Below are 15,215 nucleotides of genomic sequence, written 5' to 3' on the forward strand. Positions count from 1 at the left end.
GTGGTGTGGCGGGGATCAGGCGGTTCGACGGGCAGCCGGTCGACGAGCTGGACCTGCGGGCCATGATGCGGGTGCTGGCCCACCGTGGACCGGATGGCGAGGGACTCGTGGTGCGCGGGCCGGTGGGCTTCGCCCACACCCGGCTCTCGATCATCGACCTCGCCGGCTCCCCGCAGCCGATGGGCACGCCCGGCGGTCGCCACCTGCTCACCTTCAACGGCGAGATCTTCAACTACCGCGAGCTGCGGCGCCGCAGCGACCACGACTTCCGCACCGACGGGGACACCGAGGTGGTGCTGGCCACCGTGGCCCGGCACGGGCCACGGGGCGCGGGTGAGTTCGTGGGGCAGTTCGCCTTCGCGCACCACGACTTCTCCGCGGACCGCACCTGGTTGGTGCGCGACCGGGTCGGCGTGCTCCCGCTGTACTACTACGTGGACGGCGAGCAGCTGGTCTTCGCCTCCGAGATCAAGGCGCTGCTGGAGGTGCTCGGGGACAAGGTGCGACTGGACCGGGACCAGGTGCGCGGCTACCTCCGGTCCCGGGCCGTGCACGCCCCGGCGACGCTGTTCGCCGGCATCGCGAAGGTGCCGCCGGGCCACGTCGTGGAGGTGTCGGGCCGCGGTGAGGTCGTGGTGACGCCGTACTGGCGGCTGCCGTCGCCCGAGGACGTGCTGGACTGCTCGCCCGCCGAGGCCGTGGACCTCGTCGAGGAGACCCTGCGCTCCGCGGTGGACGCCTCCCTGGTGGCCGACGTGCCCGTGGGCGCCTACCTGTCCGGGGGAGTGGACAGCAGCCTGATCGTGGCGCTGGCCGACGCAGCCCGGCGGCGGGCGGACAGCGCCGAGCCGGTCTCCACCTTCAGCGCCGAGTTCGGCGACCCGCGCTTCGACGAGACCGAGTACTCCACTCTGGTCAGCGAGGTGCTGGGCACCGACCACCATCGCGTGCTGATCCGGCCCGAGGACTTCCGAGGCAGCTGGGAGCACCTGACGTGGCACCGAGACGCCCCGGTCAGCGAGCCGGCAGACATCGCCGTGGCCCAGCTGGCCACCGCCGCGCGCCAGCACGTCAAGGTGGTGCTCTCGGGCGAGGGGAGCGACGAGCTGTTCGCCGGCTACCCCAAGTACCGGTACGCCTCAGCGACCGCGCTGGCGAACCGGCTGCCGGCACGTGCCCGGAGCACCGGTGCGCGGGTGCTGGAGCGTGCCCTTCCGGCGAACCGGGCCAAGCTGCGGATCGCGGTCCGGGCGCTGTCCGCCGAGCGACGGACCAGGATGGAGGACTGGTTCGCCCCGTTCACCGACTACGAGATCGACGCGCTGCTCGGCACCTCGCACCCCCGGGCCGCGCGCAGCCTGGCACACCGTGACCCCATCGACCTGATGGCACGCCTGGACTTCGACACCTGGCTCCCGGACAACCTCCTGGAGCGAGGAGACCGGATGTCCATGGCGTCGTCGCTGGAGCTGCGGCCCCCGTTCCTGGACCACCGTCTGGTGGAGCTGGCCTACCGGCTGCCCAGCTCGGTGAAGGTGCGTGAGGGCCAGACGAAGTGGGTGCTCAAGCAGGTGGCGCGGCGCCACCTTCCGGGGCGGATCGTGGACCGGCCGAAGGTGGGCTTCCGGGTGCCCCTGGACACCTGGTTCCGAGGTGAGCTGCAAGAGCTCGCCCGGGACCTGCTCAGGGGGCCTGGCTCGTTCGTGGAGTCGCTGATGGACCCCGCCGTGGTAGCCGCCATCCTGGAGGACCACGCCCGCGGGCGGCGCGACGAGGAGATCCGGATCTGGACGCTGCTCTCCCTGGAGATGTGGGGTCGGCGGTTCTTCGTCGGCTCTCCCGCGACCGTCGGCTGAGAGGGGCCGTCGTCCTACCGGCGAGGGCGGGGCTCGCCGGGTGACTAGAAAGGCCGTGCGAAAGTACTACCGCATCTGAGGCACGCTAAATGAGGGGTTTTGCGCGAGCCGACCCATATTGGGGATGCCCATCACAACGGAGGTGATGGCGCACCTGGGTTCTCGGTCTGGGTTCTCGCCGATGAAAGAGCACCCCCCATGCCCTTCTGGCCCGCCAACGCCCCGTCCCGCTCCCGAGCACGGACGCGCGGTCACCGCGCGCCATCCGCCCTGTCACCCGTCCTGACGCTCGCCCAGGCGTTGGCGCCCGCGCTGGCCGCCGTGGTGGCTGTCCCGCTGCTGTCCGGCGCCCCGGCCGCGCGGGCCGCCGTCGCTCCGGTCGGCGCGCCCACCCGGGTCGCGGCCCCGGCCCCGGGTGCGGCCAACGGACTCTTCGCCGAGTCCCCGGTGCCCCAGGCCCGGGTCGACTCCGCCGCAGCAGGGGTCGAGCTCGGCATGCGGTTCTCCACCAGCGTCGCGGGCAGGGCCAGCGGTGCCCAGATCTACAAGCTGGCCGGCCAGGCGCAGACGCCCACCTCCGCCACGCTGTGGAACGCCCGCGGCAAGGCCCTGGCGAAGGTCGTCATCCCCAGGACCAGCAGGACCGGTTGGATCCAGGTGAGCTTCGCCGCGCCGGTGGCGCTGGCGGCCGGGAGGACCTACACGATCTCCTACTACGCACCGCGCGGTCGCTACGCCGCCACGTCCCAGGGGCTCGCGGCGCCGCTGTCGCAGAACGGCCTGACCGCACCGGTCAGCGCTGGGGTGTACAAGTACGCCGGGCGTACGGCGTACCCGACGAGCAGCTTCAGTGCGAGCAACTACTGGGTGGATGTCGTGTTCAACCCGGCCAACCTGCTCCAGTCGACGCCGACGCCGACGCCGACGCCGACGCCGACGCCCACGCCGACGCCCACGCCGACGCCCACGCCGACGCCCACGCCGACGCCCACGCCGACGCCCACGCCGACCACCCCCACCCCCACCCCGAGCGGGGGTTTCCCGGGTGCGGGGAACACCGGGGTTCCCGACGGGGTGACGTTGACGCCGTACCTGGGGTCGATGACGGTGACCGCGGCCGGGACGGTGATCGACGCCAGGCAGATCACCGGGCGGCTGGTGATCAAGGCACCCAACGTGGTGGTGACCCGGAGCAAGGTCAACGGCACCGTCTACATCGAGCGCTCCGGTTCCTTGACCATGTCGGACTCCACCGTGGACGGCGGCACCTCGCAGGACTCCGCGATCAGCCAGTCCAACTTCACCCTGCGCCGGGTCGAGATCGTCGGTGCTCGGGCCTCGGTGGGGTGTGACGGCAGCTGCGACGTGCAGGACTCCTGGCTGCACGGGCAGTACATGAAGCCCGGCAGCGACTGGCACGGTGACGGGTTCCTGTCCAACGGTGGGAGCAACATGACGTTGCGGCACAACACGTTGGCGTGCGACTCCAAGCCGACCGGCAACGGCGGCGCGTGTTCGGCGGCACTCGCGGTCTACGGCGACTTCGCGCCGATCACGAACCTGACGGTGGAGGGCAACCTGTTCGTCGCCAGTCCGGCGGGCTACTGCCTGTACGGCGGCTACGACCCTGCGAAGCCGTTCGGTCGACAGGCGTCGAACATCCGGGTGACGGGCAACGTGTTCGCCCGCGGATCCAGCGGCAAGTGCGCGGTCTACGGTGCGGCTGCGGCGGTGGCCAGTGGTGGCTCCAACGTGTTCAGTGGCAACACCTGGGACGACGGCAAGCCGGTGCGGGCTTCCTAGAGTCTGAGATCGACGCTGTCGGTGCGCACAGCGGCGCTGTTAGCCTCGCTCTTCGTCCGCTCGGACCCGTCTCAGGACCCTGGTGAAGCATGGATGACCCACGCAGTGGCACCGGTGCGACCTCCACCACCTCGCGGCTGGCCCTCGTCCTGACGCTGTGCGCCACGCTCGCAGCCGGTGCCTGCGGGACCGAGACCGCTCGGACCGGAGCCCAGCCTGACCGCCAGTCCGGAGCCGCTGAGCAACCGTCCGCGCCCGGCATCCTGGACCGGCTCGGCTCGGACCCGCTCGGCGCGCAGCAGCCGCAGCAGGGGGAGCAGGGGGAGCCGGGCACGCTGCGATCCGGCTCAGCGCAATCCGCCTCGGCACAACCCGACGCTGGGCAGCCGGGGCCGGTCGCGGCGCGACCGGACGCCGCCGCGCCCAGCGGCAAGGAGCGGGGCCTGCGGTTCCGCCCCTCGGTTTCCGGCCACGTCACCAGCCTGGGGTTCTACCGGCTCAAGGGTGACCGACGCCGGCACGCGGCACGCGTCTGGAGCGCGTCGGGGACGCTCATGGCCAAGGTGGTGCTCCCGGCCACCAAGACGGTCGGCTGGCAGCACGTGGCGCTGCCCACCCCGGTGGCGGTGAGCCCCAACGCCACCTACCTCGCCTCGGTCTCCGTCCCAGCCGGCGTTCCTTTCGCCGCCAAGCGCCGGTCGGCGCGCGTGCCCGGCTACGCCACCGTCAGCGGTGCCGTGGGGCCACGCGGACGGTTCCCGGCCAAGGCGCTCACCGGGCGCCGGTTCCGGGTGCGACCTGTCGTCACCGCGGCCGCGAGCACGCCTTCGACGCCCACGGCCAGTGGCGGGTTCCCGGGTGCGGGGAACACGGGGGTTCCCGAGGGGATGGCGTTGGCGCCGTACGCGGGTCCGATGACGGTGACGGCGGCCGGGACGGTGATCGATGCCAAGCAGGTCACCGGTCGGTTGGTGATCAGGGCGCCGAACGTGGTGGTGGCCCGGAGCAAGGTCAACGGCACCGTGTTCATCGAGCGGTCGGGGTCGTTGACCATGTCGGACTCCACGGTGGACGGCGGCACCTCGGAGGACTCGGCGGTGAGCCAGTCGAACTTCACGTTGCGTCGGGTGGAGATCGTGGGTGCTCGGGCGTCGGTGGGCTGTGACGGCAGCTGCGACGTGCAGGACTCCTGGCTGCACGGGCAGTACATGCCGGCGGGCAGCGACTGGCACGGTGACGGGTTCCTGTCCAACGGCGGCAGCAACATGACGTTGCGGCACAACACGTTGGCGTGCGACTCCAAGCCCACCGACAACGGCGGCGCGTGCTCCGCGGCGGTGGCGCTGTACGGCGACTTCGCCCCGATCCGGGACGTCACGGTGGAGGGCAACCTGTTCGTCTCCAGTCCGGCGGGTTACTGCCTGTACGGCGGCTACGACCCAGGGAAGCCCTTCGGAGGTCAGGCGTCGAACGTCCGGGTGATCAACAACGTCTTTGCTCGGGGGGCCAGTCGCAAGTGCGCGGTCTATGGCGCGGCCGCAGCGGTGGCCGGCGGCGGGAGCAACGTGTTCACCGGCAACCTCTGGGACGACGGAAGGCCGGTCCGGACGCCTTAGCGGCCCAGTGCCGGGCTACCTCATTTGAGGGGCACTTGATCGCGGGTCCTGAGAAAGGCGCTCATATTGGAAGGTGCCGCCTCGTGAGATGTGGCGGTCGCTTGGGCTCCCGGCCCGAGTTCCCTCCGAGGAAAGCGCGCCACCATGTTCCCTTCATCCGCTTCGGGGCGCGCTCCTCGCGCCCACAGCCCGGGGCGACGAGTGTCGCCGTTGTTCGCACTCGCCCTGGCTGCTGCCCTGGCCGTCCCGCTCGTGTCGAGCGCCAGCGCCGCCACCGCCCCGGCCGGCCCCGCCCGGGCTGCCGCTGCGCCGGTGACAGCCGGCGGCCTCTTCGACGAGGCGCCGATCCCCCAAGCCACGCTCGACTCCGACACCACGCCCGTGGAGCTCGGCATGAGGTTCACCCCGAGCGTTGCCGGCACCGCGCGCGGTGCCCAGATCTACAAGCTGGCCACGAATGCGTCCCGGACCCCCAGCTCAGCCACGCTGTGGAACGGTCGCGGCGAGGCCCTGGCCCGGGTGAGCATCCCGGCCACGACCCAGACCGGCTGGATCCAGGCGAACTTCTCCACGCCGGTGTCCCTGACGGCGGGGAAGTACTACACCATCTCCTACTACGCGCCGCGGGGCCGCTACGCCGCGACGCAGCAGTTCTTCCGGACGCCGATCTCGCGCAACGGCCTGACCGCGCCGACCAACGCAGGCGTCTACAAGTACGCCGGCAACACCACCTTCCCGACGGACACCTACCTGGCGAGCAACTACTGGGTCGACGTCGTGTTCAGCGCCTCCAGCACCTCCGCCGCGACCCCCACCCCGGCACCTACCCCCACCAGCGCCCCCACGCCGCCCTCGGACGGGGCCTACCCGAACCTGGGAAACACCGGGGTACCGGAGGGAGTGAACCTGACCAGCTACGAGGGTCCGATGACGATCAACCAGGCTGACACGGTGATCGATGCGAAGGAGATCGAAGGGCGGCTGGTGATCAAGGCGCCCAGGGTGGTGGTGACGCGAAGCCGGGTCAAGGGCTCGGTCTACATCCAGCGCTCGGGCTCGTTGACGATGTCGGACTCCACGGTGCGCGGCGGCACCTCCGAGGACTCCGCGGTCAGTCAGTCCGGCTTCACGCTGCGTCGGGTCGAGATCGTGGGTGCCCGGGCCTCGGTGGGCTGTGACAACGACTGCAAGGTCATCGACTCGTGGCTGCACGGGCAGTACATGAGGCCGGGCAGCGACTGGCACGGTGACGGGTTCCTGTCCAACGGTGGCAGCAACATGGTGTTGCGGCACAACACGCTGGCGTGCGACTCCAAGCCCACCGGCAACGGTGGCGCGTGCTCGGCTGCGCTAGCCCTGTACGGCGACTTCGCCCCGATCAAGAACGTCACGGTGGAGAACAACAAGTTCGTGTCCAGCCCGGCCGGCTACTGCATGTACGGCGGCTACGACCCGAACAAGCCCTATGGGAAGAGGGCCGAGAACATCACCGTCAGGGGCAACGTCTTTGCTCGTGGGTCGAGCGGCAAGTGCGGGGTCTACGGGGCTGTGACCGCGGTGGCCACGGGCGGCACCAACGTGTTCAGTGGCAACACCTGGGACGACGGCAAGGCCCTGCGGGCGCCCTAGCTGCTCCAGGCGACGGTGTGCGGCCCGGGGCTCTCCCTCATCCGTCTCGCACTGGTGAGCATCTTGAGCGCCGCCCGGCTGGTGGGCCGGCCCGCGGCGGCGCGGCTGGCCTCCCGCAGGACCACGACGCCCCAGAAGACGGTGCCCGAGAGCCACCCGTGCCGGCGCCGGTGCAGACGCACCCGGTTGGCGACCAGCAGCGCCCACAGACCGGCGGAGGTGGTCGACTCGCCCTGCAGGTGGGTGGCTCGGGCAGCGGGCACGTACCCCGTCGCGTAACCCGCGTCGCGCGCCCGCAGCCCGTACTCGGTCTCCTCGGAGTAGAGGAAGAACGACTCGTCCCAGCCGCCGCAGGTCTGCCAGCACCGGACGGAGATCAGCTGGGTCGAGCCCTCGGCCCAGTCGGGGGTGGCCGGGCCGTCGTAGGCCCGGGGGTCGGTGACGAGCTCGCCGAGCAGGCTCCAGCGCCCGGCCCGGCGCGTTCCCAGCACGGCGTCCCCGAGCGCTCGCAGCACGGTCGGCTCGCGGCGCATCGAGAGGTGCAGGCGGCCTGCGCCGTCCGCCAGGCGTGGGACCGCGATGCCCACGCCGGGTTTTTCCAGGGCGTCGAGCAGGACGGGGACGCATCCGGGCTCCAGCCGGACGTCGGGATTCAGCACCAGGACCGCCCGGTGCCCGGGAGCGGCGCTCACCCCCGCGTTGAGCCCCGCGGCATAGCCGGCGTTGCGGCCCATCCGGACCACCGTGCACCCGGGCACCAGGTCCAGCACGCGGGCCACCCCGTCGTCCCAGGAGTCGTTGTCGGCCACCACCAGCTGCCAGGACAACCCGGCCAGCCCGGCCGCGAGCGAGTCGACGAGCCCCGCCAGGACGTCGGCGGAGTTGTAGGTGACCACGACGACGGCCACGTCGACGGCAGGCGGACTCATTGGTCGGCGGGCGCGGGCTCGGGAGCGTCGGTGCGCTCCAGGCGGTACAGCGCCCCGGCGAGGCCCAGCAGCACGAAGGTGAGCGCTCCGGTCTTGGCGAAGCCCCAGGCGTCGAAGGTGAGGTAGGTGACGAACATGGCCAGGATGGCCGCGGAGAGGGCCAGCCCCAGGTGTCGTCGCTCCTCGGTGGCGCCGTGCCGCTTGGCGTGGCGGGCCAGGTAGTAGCCGGTGGCGAAGATGCCCAGGGTGGCGGCCAGTCCCAGGATGCCGAGCTCGATCAGGTTCATCAGCAGCTGGTTGTCCAGGACGCGGTAGTACTGCGGGATGAAGGTGAACGCGCCGCGGCCCAGGATCGCGTGCTCGGAGTAGAGGCCGAGCGTGGTGCCGTAGTCGTCGGTGCGGGCCGTCACGCTGGGGTCGGTCAGCGACTGGGTGAACAGCGACCGGATGGTGCCGAGCAGGCCGGGCAGCGCCGACCGCATCAGGATCGCCACCGGTGGGGCGAGCACCAGCAGCCAGAGTCGCCGGTTCGCCGGCCAGCCCAGGAAGAGGACCAGCATGGCGGTGCCCAGGGCCACGATGCCGGAGCGGGAGACCGCCATCGGGATGGCCAGCGCGATCAGCGCCGCCGGCAGGTACGTCGTGACCGCCCGGCGCACGGTGCCGGCGCGGCGCGGGTGGAAGGCCCGGTGCAGGGCGAGGGGCAGCACGGTGGTGAGCACGACGCAGAACTCGATGGGGTGGGTGGTGGTGGCAGAGACCCGGTTGAGCACGGACCGGGAGATGGAGACGCCGAAGTCGTAGGTGGGGGAGAGGCCCGGGACCTGGATGTGGCGGGCCAGGTTGTCGCCGGTGAAGTACTGGTAGATGCCGATCGTGGCCACCACCGCGCACAGCCCGACCAGCACGTCGACGATGCGGTCGAGGTCCGCCCATGACCGCACCCCGTCGATGACGAGCAGGGCCACACCTGCCCAGCTGCCCAGGGCGATCAGGCCGCGCATCGCGCCGAGCACGGACTTGTCGAACAGCTCCGTCTCGCTGATGGGCAGCAGCGTCCACACCGCGTCGGAGTCCTGGCGGATGTCGACGGGCCGGGTCCAGCCGTGGAGCAGGCCGTTGGCCAGGGCCAGCAGCACGCACAGCACGAGCACTCCGAGCGCGACGTGCATGGGGGTGAGCGGTGCCCGGACCTGCCCACCGAGCCGGGCGCAGGCCCACCACACCAGGAAGCCCAGCCCCAGCAGGTTGGCCGGGGTGCCCGCGGAGCCGATCTGCGGCAGCACCAGCTCGCTGGGGATCAGCAGCAGCAGGACCAGGTAGAGGACCAGCAGCCAGACCGCGGGCAGCGCCGCGCCCGACCGCGGCCGGGCCGGCGCCGCGGGGAGCGGCGGCGCGGTCGCCACCGCCGTGGCGCTCATCGGTTGCGGTTCGACCAGGGCCCGCGCGCGGCCCGGCCGCGCTCGGCGAGCTCGGGCTCACCCGGAGCGGACCGTCCCGCGGGCACCTGGTCGGTGGTCTCCCGGGCCGGTGGTGTGGAGCGGGCGAGGCTCGGGCCGGCCTCTGCGGTCCGTCGCGACCGGCGACGGGACAGGCCGTCGATGGTGAAGGCGGCGATCAGGGTCAGCACCAGCCCGATCGCGGCGATCAGCATCAGGGCCTTGCGCTTCGCCCCCGGCACGGCCTCGGCGACCGGGTCGACCGCGTTGGTGCGCGAGAAGATCAGCTGGCTCTGCGGGATGCCGGGGATCCGCTGCAGCGATCCCAGCTCGTCGTCGAACCGGCGCAGCAGCTCGTCCCGGGTCTCCAGCACGTCGTCCCGGTCGGTTCCCTTGACGATCACGTCGAGCGCCGGTCCGCCCGAGGTGCCCAGGGCGATGGAGAACTCGGACTGGAAGTCCTCCTCCACCAGCTCCCGGGCCACGGTCTTGGTGCTCAGGTCGCTGGCGATCAGGCTCGCGGCGAAGATCAGCCCGGTGTTGAGGTTGGTGTAGGGGTTCGTCGGGTTGTTGCTGCCGGTCGACGACGACGGGAGCAGCAGCACGTACTGGGCGCGGGCCTGGTACTCGGTGGCCACGACCGTGATGGCGTAGAAGCCGGCGCCGGCGGTGAGCAGCAGGCCGAGGCACACCACGATCCAGCGCCGGCCGAGCGCTCGGAGTGCATCAACGAAGTCCATGGTTCCCCCTGTTCGGCGCGCTCATGGCGACGCTCTCCCACGTGCAGGTTAACTGGCCGGAAGGGCCTTGTGGTGGCATCGATTCCCCTAGGGTGGCGGCATGGTCCGACGACGGGTTGCGGTCTCGGTGGTCTCGGTGTGGAACGACGAGGCGGTGCTCGGGGCCTGTCTGGGCCGCTCGGTGCGCGAGCTGCGGCACACGGCTCCCGACACCGAGCTGGTGGCGGTGGACAACCGCGGACAGCGCTGCGCCACGGCGGGGTCGGCCCTCAACGAGGGAGTCCGGGAAGCGACCCGGGACGTGGTGGCCTTCGTCCAGCAGGACATCTACCTGCACTCCCTGGTCGCCCTGGAGGAGGCCGCGGCGCTGCTGACCGAGGACCCGTCGCTGGCGATGGTCGGGGCGGTCGGCATCGACGCCGACGGTCGGGTCCGGGGCCGGATCCGCGACCGGGTGGTCCTGATCGGGGAGGTCGCCGACTCGCCGGTGCCGGTCGACAGCCTCGACGAGGTGCTCTTCCTGGCCCGCCGCCAGGACCTGCTGGAGGACCCGCTCTCGGAGGACCCCGACCTGGCGTGGCACGCCTACGCCGTGGAGTGGGGGCTGCGGGGCAGGGCCCGGGACCGCGCCGTGGTGGCCGTCGACATCCCGCTGACGCACAACTCGCTCTCGACCAACCTGGCCCGGCTCGACGAGGCGCACGCCGCCGTGGCCGCGCTGCACCCCGACCTGCTGCCGCTGCACACCACGTGTGGGGTGATCACCGCCAGCGGCGGCACCCGGGCACCGCGCCGACCGGGGCTGCTGCAGGACCACCGGTGGCGGCTGCGCTGGGCCCAGGGGTCGTGGGCCCTCCGCGCGGCCGGCAGGGCGGCCGGCAGCAGCAGCCTGGTGCTGGGGGACCTGCGCCGAGACATCGACCGCGTCGCCGCGCACGTGCCCGGCCGGCTCCGGATCCACGACCTGGTGCCCGCGCAGCACCCGTTCCCCGACGCCCCGGGCGGGACGTGCCTGCCCCGGGCCGGCTACGACGTCTGGTTCACCAGCGGCTCGCTCGCCGAGCGTCCGGCGCCCGACCGCCCCGACGACGCCTGCCTGTGGACCAACGTCACGCTGACGGACCTGGCCGAGCTGGGCCCCACCCTGGCCGAGTCCCCGCACGTGATCGGCTACCACGACGACATCGGCTACTGGGTGCTGACCGGCGAGCCGGCCCGTCGGCGCGACGAGATCTGGGCCGAGCCCCGGTCGCGCCCCGCGCGGCTGCCGGTGTGAGGTCGAGCGGCCGTGACGAACGTGGTCTACGCCCTGGGCTACCGCACCTGGGCCGACGGGGTGAAGGTCGGCTACGCCTTCTCGCCGGAGCGGATCGCTGCTCGCCTGCGCGATGACCCCACCGTCGAGCGCGTGGTCCTCGTCGACCCGGTGCGCAGCCAGCTCAAGCGGCTGGTGCCGCAGCGCCCCGCGGCGCCGCGCTTCTCCTCCGACCCCACCCGCAGGCACCTCCAGCCGCGCCGCTGGCGGCGCGGGGAGCCCACCGCGCACGACGAGGCCGTGAGGATCCAGCGCCGCCTCGAAGGCAGGCTGCGCCGCCTGGGCGACCCCGAGGACACCGTGCTGGTCACCAGCCACCCGGTCCTGGCCGCGGTGGCCGACCGAGGAGGCTGGCGGGACGTGGCCTACTACGCCTGGGACGACTTCCGTGGCGTCCCCGGGTCGGCCGCCCTGGTGCAGTGGGCCTACGACCAGATCACGGCCCGCGACGTCAACGTGGTCGCGGTGACGCCCGCCATCGTGGACATCGTGGGCGCCCGCCGCAGCACCGTGGTCCCCAACGGCATCGTCGCCGCCGACTTCGAGCCCCCCGCCGCGCTGCCCGACTGGTACGGCGCCCTGCCCGGGCCGGTGGCGTTCTACGCCGGCAGCCTCCAGCGCCGCATCGACGTGGCCGGGCTGCTGGAGCTGGCCGACGACCTGCCCCCCGCGTGGCGTCTGGTGCTCGTCGGCCCCCTGCAGGAGCCGGAGTGCTTCGCCGCCCTCGCCGCACGGCCGAACGTGCTCATCAGGCCCGCCGAGGCCCGTCCCCAGGTGCTGGCCATGATGGCCGCCGCCACCGTCTGCCTGGTGCCCCACCTGCCCGAGACCGAGGGGATGAGCCCGCTGAAGGTCTATGAGTACCTGGGTGCCGGGGCTCCGGTCGTGGCCACGGACCTGCGCCCGATGCGCGGTCTCTCCCCGCACTGCCGGCTGGTCGCCCCCGGGCAGCGGCTGGCACCGGAGGTGCTGGCCGCAGCCGAGGAGCCCCGGGCCACCAGGGCCGAGGTGCTGGGCTTCCGGAAGGAGCACGACTGGGATCACCGCTACCTCGCCTGGCGGTCGGCGGTCATCGGCACCTGAGCCGAGGTGCCGTTCGCGTCGTCGAGGATGGAGCGGAGCCGGTCGGCGAACGCGGCTGCGGAGAAGTGCTGCTCCGCGCGTGCCCGGGCCGCTGCTCCCAGGTCGGCCCGCAGCTGCGGGTCCACCAGCAGCCGGCGTACGGCGGCCGCGAAGGCGGGCACGTCCTCGGCCGGCACCACGATGCCGGCGTCGCCCACCTGCTCGCGCACGCTGCCGACGTCGAAGGCCACCACCGGCTTGCCCAGCAGCATCGCCTCCAGGACCACCAGCGGAAAGGGGTCGTCGCGCGAGGGCAGGGTCGCCACGTCGAAACGGGCCATGGCCGGGTAGGGGTTGGCGCGGGGCCCGGTGAACTCCACCCCCGGTCCCGGGACGGCCAGGGCGGGCTCGCCGAGCTCGCCGACCCAGACGAAGCGGGCGGTCCGCGTCTCCTCGTCGGCGTGCACGGCGGCCGCCACCTGCAGCCACAGATCGGTGCCCTTGCGCAGCCCCACGCTGCCGGTGGCCCCGACCACCGGTCCCGACTCCTGTCCTGGGGCTTGCCCCGGCGTCTGCGTGTCGTTCGCGGCCAGGGCTCGGACCCGGCCGTCATCAGGGACCGAGGGCAGCAGCGCGACGTCGTGGTCGCTGCGGCCGGTGCGAGCCACCAGGTCGCGCCGGACCGACTCGGAGCAGGCCACCAGCCGTACTCCGCTCAGGTCCCGGGCCCGGGCCTGCTCCAGGAACAGCTCGGTGTTGGCGTCGGACTCGTGCACGTGCAGCAGCACCGGGATCCGCAGCCACCGGGCCGGGTGCAGGTAGATCGCCGAGGCTGTGGTGTTGAGGTAGACCAGGTCGGGACGGTGCCGGGCCAGGGTCGCGGTGGCCGCGGCCACGTCGACCAGCCAGGCGACCAGGCGCAGGGAGCGCACCAGCCACAGGCGCCGGCGTACCCCCAGAAGGAGCTCGAGCCGGGTGGGCGCCACCGCGTCGAAGTCGGCCAGCAGCGGCCCTCGCCGCCGGGAGACCACCGTCACCCGGTCGCCCTGGGCGACCAGGCAGCGGGCGACCAGCAGGGCGACCATCGGCGCGCCGGTGCGCGACGCGTCATGGGTCACCAGGACCACCCGCCGGGCCGCCGACCCGGTCATGGCGTCACCGGTGCGCGCCGGGAGCCCCGGAGCCGGATGTCGGCCTCGTCGAGAAGCTGGCGCCCCATCAGCGACCCGTACACCAGCAGGCCGGCCAGTGCACCGGCCGCCAGGGCCAGCGGCGGGGTCGAGAACGCCTGGCTCGCCAGCCAGCCGGCTGCCCCGGCGGCGGCACTGGCCGCGGTGGGCCGGACGAGTGCGCCGGCCAGCCCGGAGGTGTCGACGCCGATGCCGTGCAGCGCCCGCACGTACATCGGGACCGACACCACGGTGACCACGACGACCTGGGCCAGCGCAGCGCCCAGGATGCCGCCCACCCGGACCCCGACGACCAGCGCGGGCAGCAGCGTCACCAGCCAGGCGAGCTGCACCACGAAGACCGCGCGCGAGCTGCCGTGGGCCAGCAGGAACGAGGCGAACAGGTCGAACGCCACCCGCACGGCGCCGAAGATCCCCAGCGCTGCCAGCGCCGGCCAGGCGGCGGCCCAGCGGTCGCCGTACAGGGTCCGGATCACGGGCTCGGCCAGCACCGCGAGCGCGACGCCGGCCGGCGCGGCGATCGACCAGGTCAGGCGCAGGCTGCGCCGCAGCACCACCGACTGGTCCTGGTCGGTGGTGCGGCTGAACCCGGGCAGGGCCACCGCCCGGATGGCCTGTCCCAGCACGGTCATCGGCCAGCTGGAGACGTTGAAGGCGAGCACGTAGTAGCCGAGCAGGACCAGCCCGGCACCGTGGGCGATGACCGGGGTGGGGATGCCCAGGGTGGCCCAGGACAGCACGTTGGCCCCGGCGATGGGGATGCCGAACCGGACCGACTCGGAGGCCAGGTCGGTGTCCCACCCGAAGCGCGGGCGCCGTCGCGCCGCCACGAACAGCAGCAGCGTGGCCACCGCCTGCCCGACCAGCCGACCGCAGGCCAGGCCCAGGGCGCCCATGTCGAGCTGCACGATGAGCAGGATCGAGACGGTGGTGCCGCAGAGGAAGTCGGCTGCGGTGACCGCCAGCAGGTGACCCTGCCGGAACTGGCGCTGCAGCAGGGCGAACGGGACCACGCCCAGGCCGCCCAGCGCGATGGTGGCGCCCAGCACGGCGATGGCGCTGGTCGCCTCCGCGCTGCCCATCCCGGCCGCGATCACCGGCGATGCCAGCACCACCGCGGCGCTCAGGCCGGCACCGCTGAGCGCCCCGAGCGTGGCGATCGTCGGCGCGGTCGCCTCGAAGTGCGAGGTCCGGATCAGCTGCGTGCCGAGCCCCAGGTCGCTCAGGCTCATCACCAGGGTCTGCACGGTCAGGGCGACCGCGAAGGTGCCGAACTCCGAGGGAGTGAGCAGTCGCGCCAGCACGATGCCGACGACCAGCGAGCCGACCCGGAGCAGCAGGCTGTTCAGGGCGCTCCAGGTCAGCCCGGACTTGACCGCCCGGTCCAGCGACGCCTCGGTGGCACTCACGTGCCCCACCGGTGCCGACGCTGCCACCGCAGCGCCCAGCGGGCCTCGAAGAGCCGGCGGGAGGCCGGTGAGTGCCAGGCCGGCGCGCCGGCCCGGCTCCGGGCCTCCACCGCCCGGCCCAGTCGGGTGCCGGTGACCTCGGGCCACTGCTCGCGGGCGAACTCGGCCAGTCCCGCCACCAGTCCCTCGCTCTGCCCAGCGTGGTCCGGCCCAGCGTGGTCCGGCCC

At 72.8% G+C, this 15,215-nt stretch carries 12 protein-coding genes; 6 read left to right on the forward strand and 6 right to left on the reverse strand.

Annotated elements, in window-relative coordinates:
- The first annotated feature begins 5 nt into the window (after positions 1-5).
- The 4 genes from asnB to C5H89_RS15570 all read left to right on the forward strand — a co-directional run bounded on the left by asnB (position 6) and on the right by C5H89_RS15570 (position 6,904).
- Complete coding sequence (asnB, locus tag C5H89_RS15555; protein ID WP_205305067.1) at positions 6-1,856, forward strand: asparagine synthase (glutamine-hydrolyzing); 1,851 nt, start codon at positions 6-8, stop codon at positions 1,854-1,856.
- 198 nt (positions 1,857-2,054) lie between these two features.
- On the forward strand, positions 2,055-3,659 hold the full coding sequence (locus C5H89_RS19165) for a DUF4082 domain-containing protein (protein ID WP_104107890.1): 1,605 nt from the start codon (positions 2,055-2,057) through the stop codon (positions 3,657-3,659).
- Positions 3,660-3,748: 89 nt separating this feature from the next.
- Positions 3,749-5,275: a DUF4082 domain-containing protein gene (locus C5H89_RS15565; RefSeq protein WP_104107891.1), complete on the forward strand. Its 1,527-nt coding sequence runs from the start codon at positions 3,749-3,751 to the stop codon at positions 5,273-5,275.
- A 210-nt stretch (positions 5,276-5,485) separates the two neighbouring features.
- Complete coding sequence (locus C5H89_RS15570) at positions 5,486-6,904, forward strand: DUF4082 domain-containing protein (protein ID WP_162799411.1); 1,419 nt, start codon at positions 5,486-5,488, stop codon at positions 6,902-6,904.
- Here the strand turns inward: C5H89_RS15570 and C5H89_RS15575 are convergent.
- Genes C5H89_RS15575 through C5H89_RS15585 form a run of 3 tightly spaced genes read right to left on the reverse strand, consistent with a single transcriptional unit; the run spans position 6,901 to position 10,012 of the window.
- Complete coding sequence (locus C5H89_RS15575) at positions 6,901-7,833, reverse strand: glycosyltransferase family 2 protein (RefSeq protein WP_104107893.1); 933 nt, start codon at positions 7,831-7,833, stop codon at positions 6,901-6,903. The two genes, C5H89_RS15570 and C5H89_RS15575, sit on opposite strands and share 4 nt — an antisense overlap.
- Entirely contained in the window at positions 7,830-9,254 is a 1,425-nt protein-coding gene (locus tag C5H89_RS15580; RefSeq protein WP_104107894.1) for an O-antigen ligase family protein, read from the reverse strand. The genes C5H89_RS15575 and C5H89_RS15580 overlap by 4 nt, the downstream gene beginning before the upstream one ends.
- A complete protein-coding gene (locus C5H89_RS15585; RefSeq protein ID WP_104107895.1) occupies positions 9,251-10,012 on the reverse strand; it encodes a hypothetical protein in 762 nt (253 codons plus the stop codon). Before C5H89_RS15585 ends, C5H89_RS15580 begins: the two co-directional genes overlap by 4 nt.
- Before the next feature lie 100 nt (positions 10,013-10,112).
- Here C5H89_RS15585 and C5H89_RS15590 point away from each other — a divergent pair, with 100 nt between their 5' ends.
- On the forward strand, positions 10,113-11,288 hold the full coding sequence (locus tag C5H89_RS15590; RefSeq protein ID WP_104107896.1) for a glycosyltransferase family A protein: 1,176 nt from the start codon (positions 10,113-10,115) through the stop codon (positions 11,286-11,288).
- A gap of 12 nt (positions 11,289-11,300) precedes the next feature.
- Positions 11,301-12,410: a glycosyltransferase gene (locus tag C5H89_RS15595; RefSeq protein WP_104107897.1), complete on the forward strand. Its 1,110-nt coding sequence runs from the start codon at positions 11,301-11,303 to the stop codon at positions 12,408-12,410.
- Here the strand turns inward: C5H89_RS15595 and C5H89_RS15600 are convergent.
- The 3 genes from C5H89_RS15600 to C5H89_RS18990 form a co-directional block, all read right to left on the reverse strand.
- On the reverse strand, positions 12,374-13,540 hold the full coding sequence (locus tag C5H89_RS15600) for a glycosyltransferase family 4 protein (protein WP_104107898.1): 1,167 nt from the start codon (positions 13,538-13,540) through the stop codon (positions 12,374-12,376). The two genes, C5H89_RS15595 and C5H89_RS15600, sit on opposite strands and share 37 nt — an antisense overlap.
- Positions 13,537-14,988, reverse strand: coding sequence for an oligosaccharide flippase family protein (locus tag C5H89_RS15605; protein ID WP_162799412.1), 1,452 nt, complete (start codon positions 14,986-14,988; stop codon positions 13,537-13,539). Before C5H89_RS15605 ends, C5H89_RS15600 begins: the two co-directional genes overlap by 4 nt.
- On the reverse strand, positions 14,985-15,215 hold a 231-nt coding region (locus tag C5H89_RS18990; protein WP_162799413.1), incomplete at its 5' end, for a hypothetical protein. The genes C5H89_RS18990 and C5H89_RS15605, both read right to left, overlap by 4 nt.

Source organism: Nocardioides sp. 616, from assembly GCF_002930065.1.
Classification (GTDB): Bacteria; Actinomycetota; Actinomycetes; order Propionibacteriales; family Nocardioidaceae; genus Nocardioides; species Nocardioides houyundeii.

Bases quoted from the DNA above. Each gene is read 5' to 3' on its own strand.
- C5H89_RS15580 (WP_104107894.1), bottom strand. From the start codon at position 9,254: ATGAGCGCCACGGCGGTGGCGACCGCGCCGCCGCTCCCCGCGGCGCCG.
- C5H89_RS15590 (WP_104107896.1), top strand. From the start codon at position 10,113: ATGGTCCGACGACGGGTTGCGGTCTCGGTGGTCTCGGTGTGGAACGAC.
- C5H89_RS15565 (WP_104107891.1), top strand. From the start codon at position 3,749: ATGGATGACCCACGCAGTGGCACCGGTGCGACCTCCACCACCTCGCGG.
- C5H89_RS19165 (WP_104107890.1), top strand. From the start codon at position 2,055: ATGCCCTTCTGGCCCGCCAACGCCCCGTCCCGCTCCCGAGCACGGACG.
- C5H89_RS15600 (WP_104107898.1), bottom strand. From the start codon at position 13,540: ATGACCGGGTCGGCGGCCCGGCGGGTGGTCCTGGTGACCCATGACGCG.
- C5H89_RS15585 (WP_104107895.1), bottom strand. From the start codon at position 10,012: ATGGACTTCGTTGATGCACTCCGAGCGCTCGGCCGGCGCTGGATCGTG.
- C5H89_RS15575 (WP_104107893.1), bottom strand. From the start codon at position 7,833: ATGAGTCCGCCTGCCGTCGACGTGGCCGTCGTCGTGGTCACCTACAAC.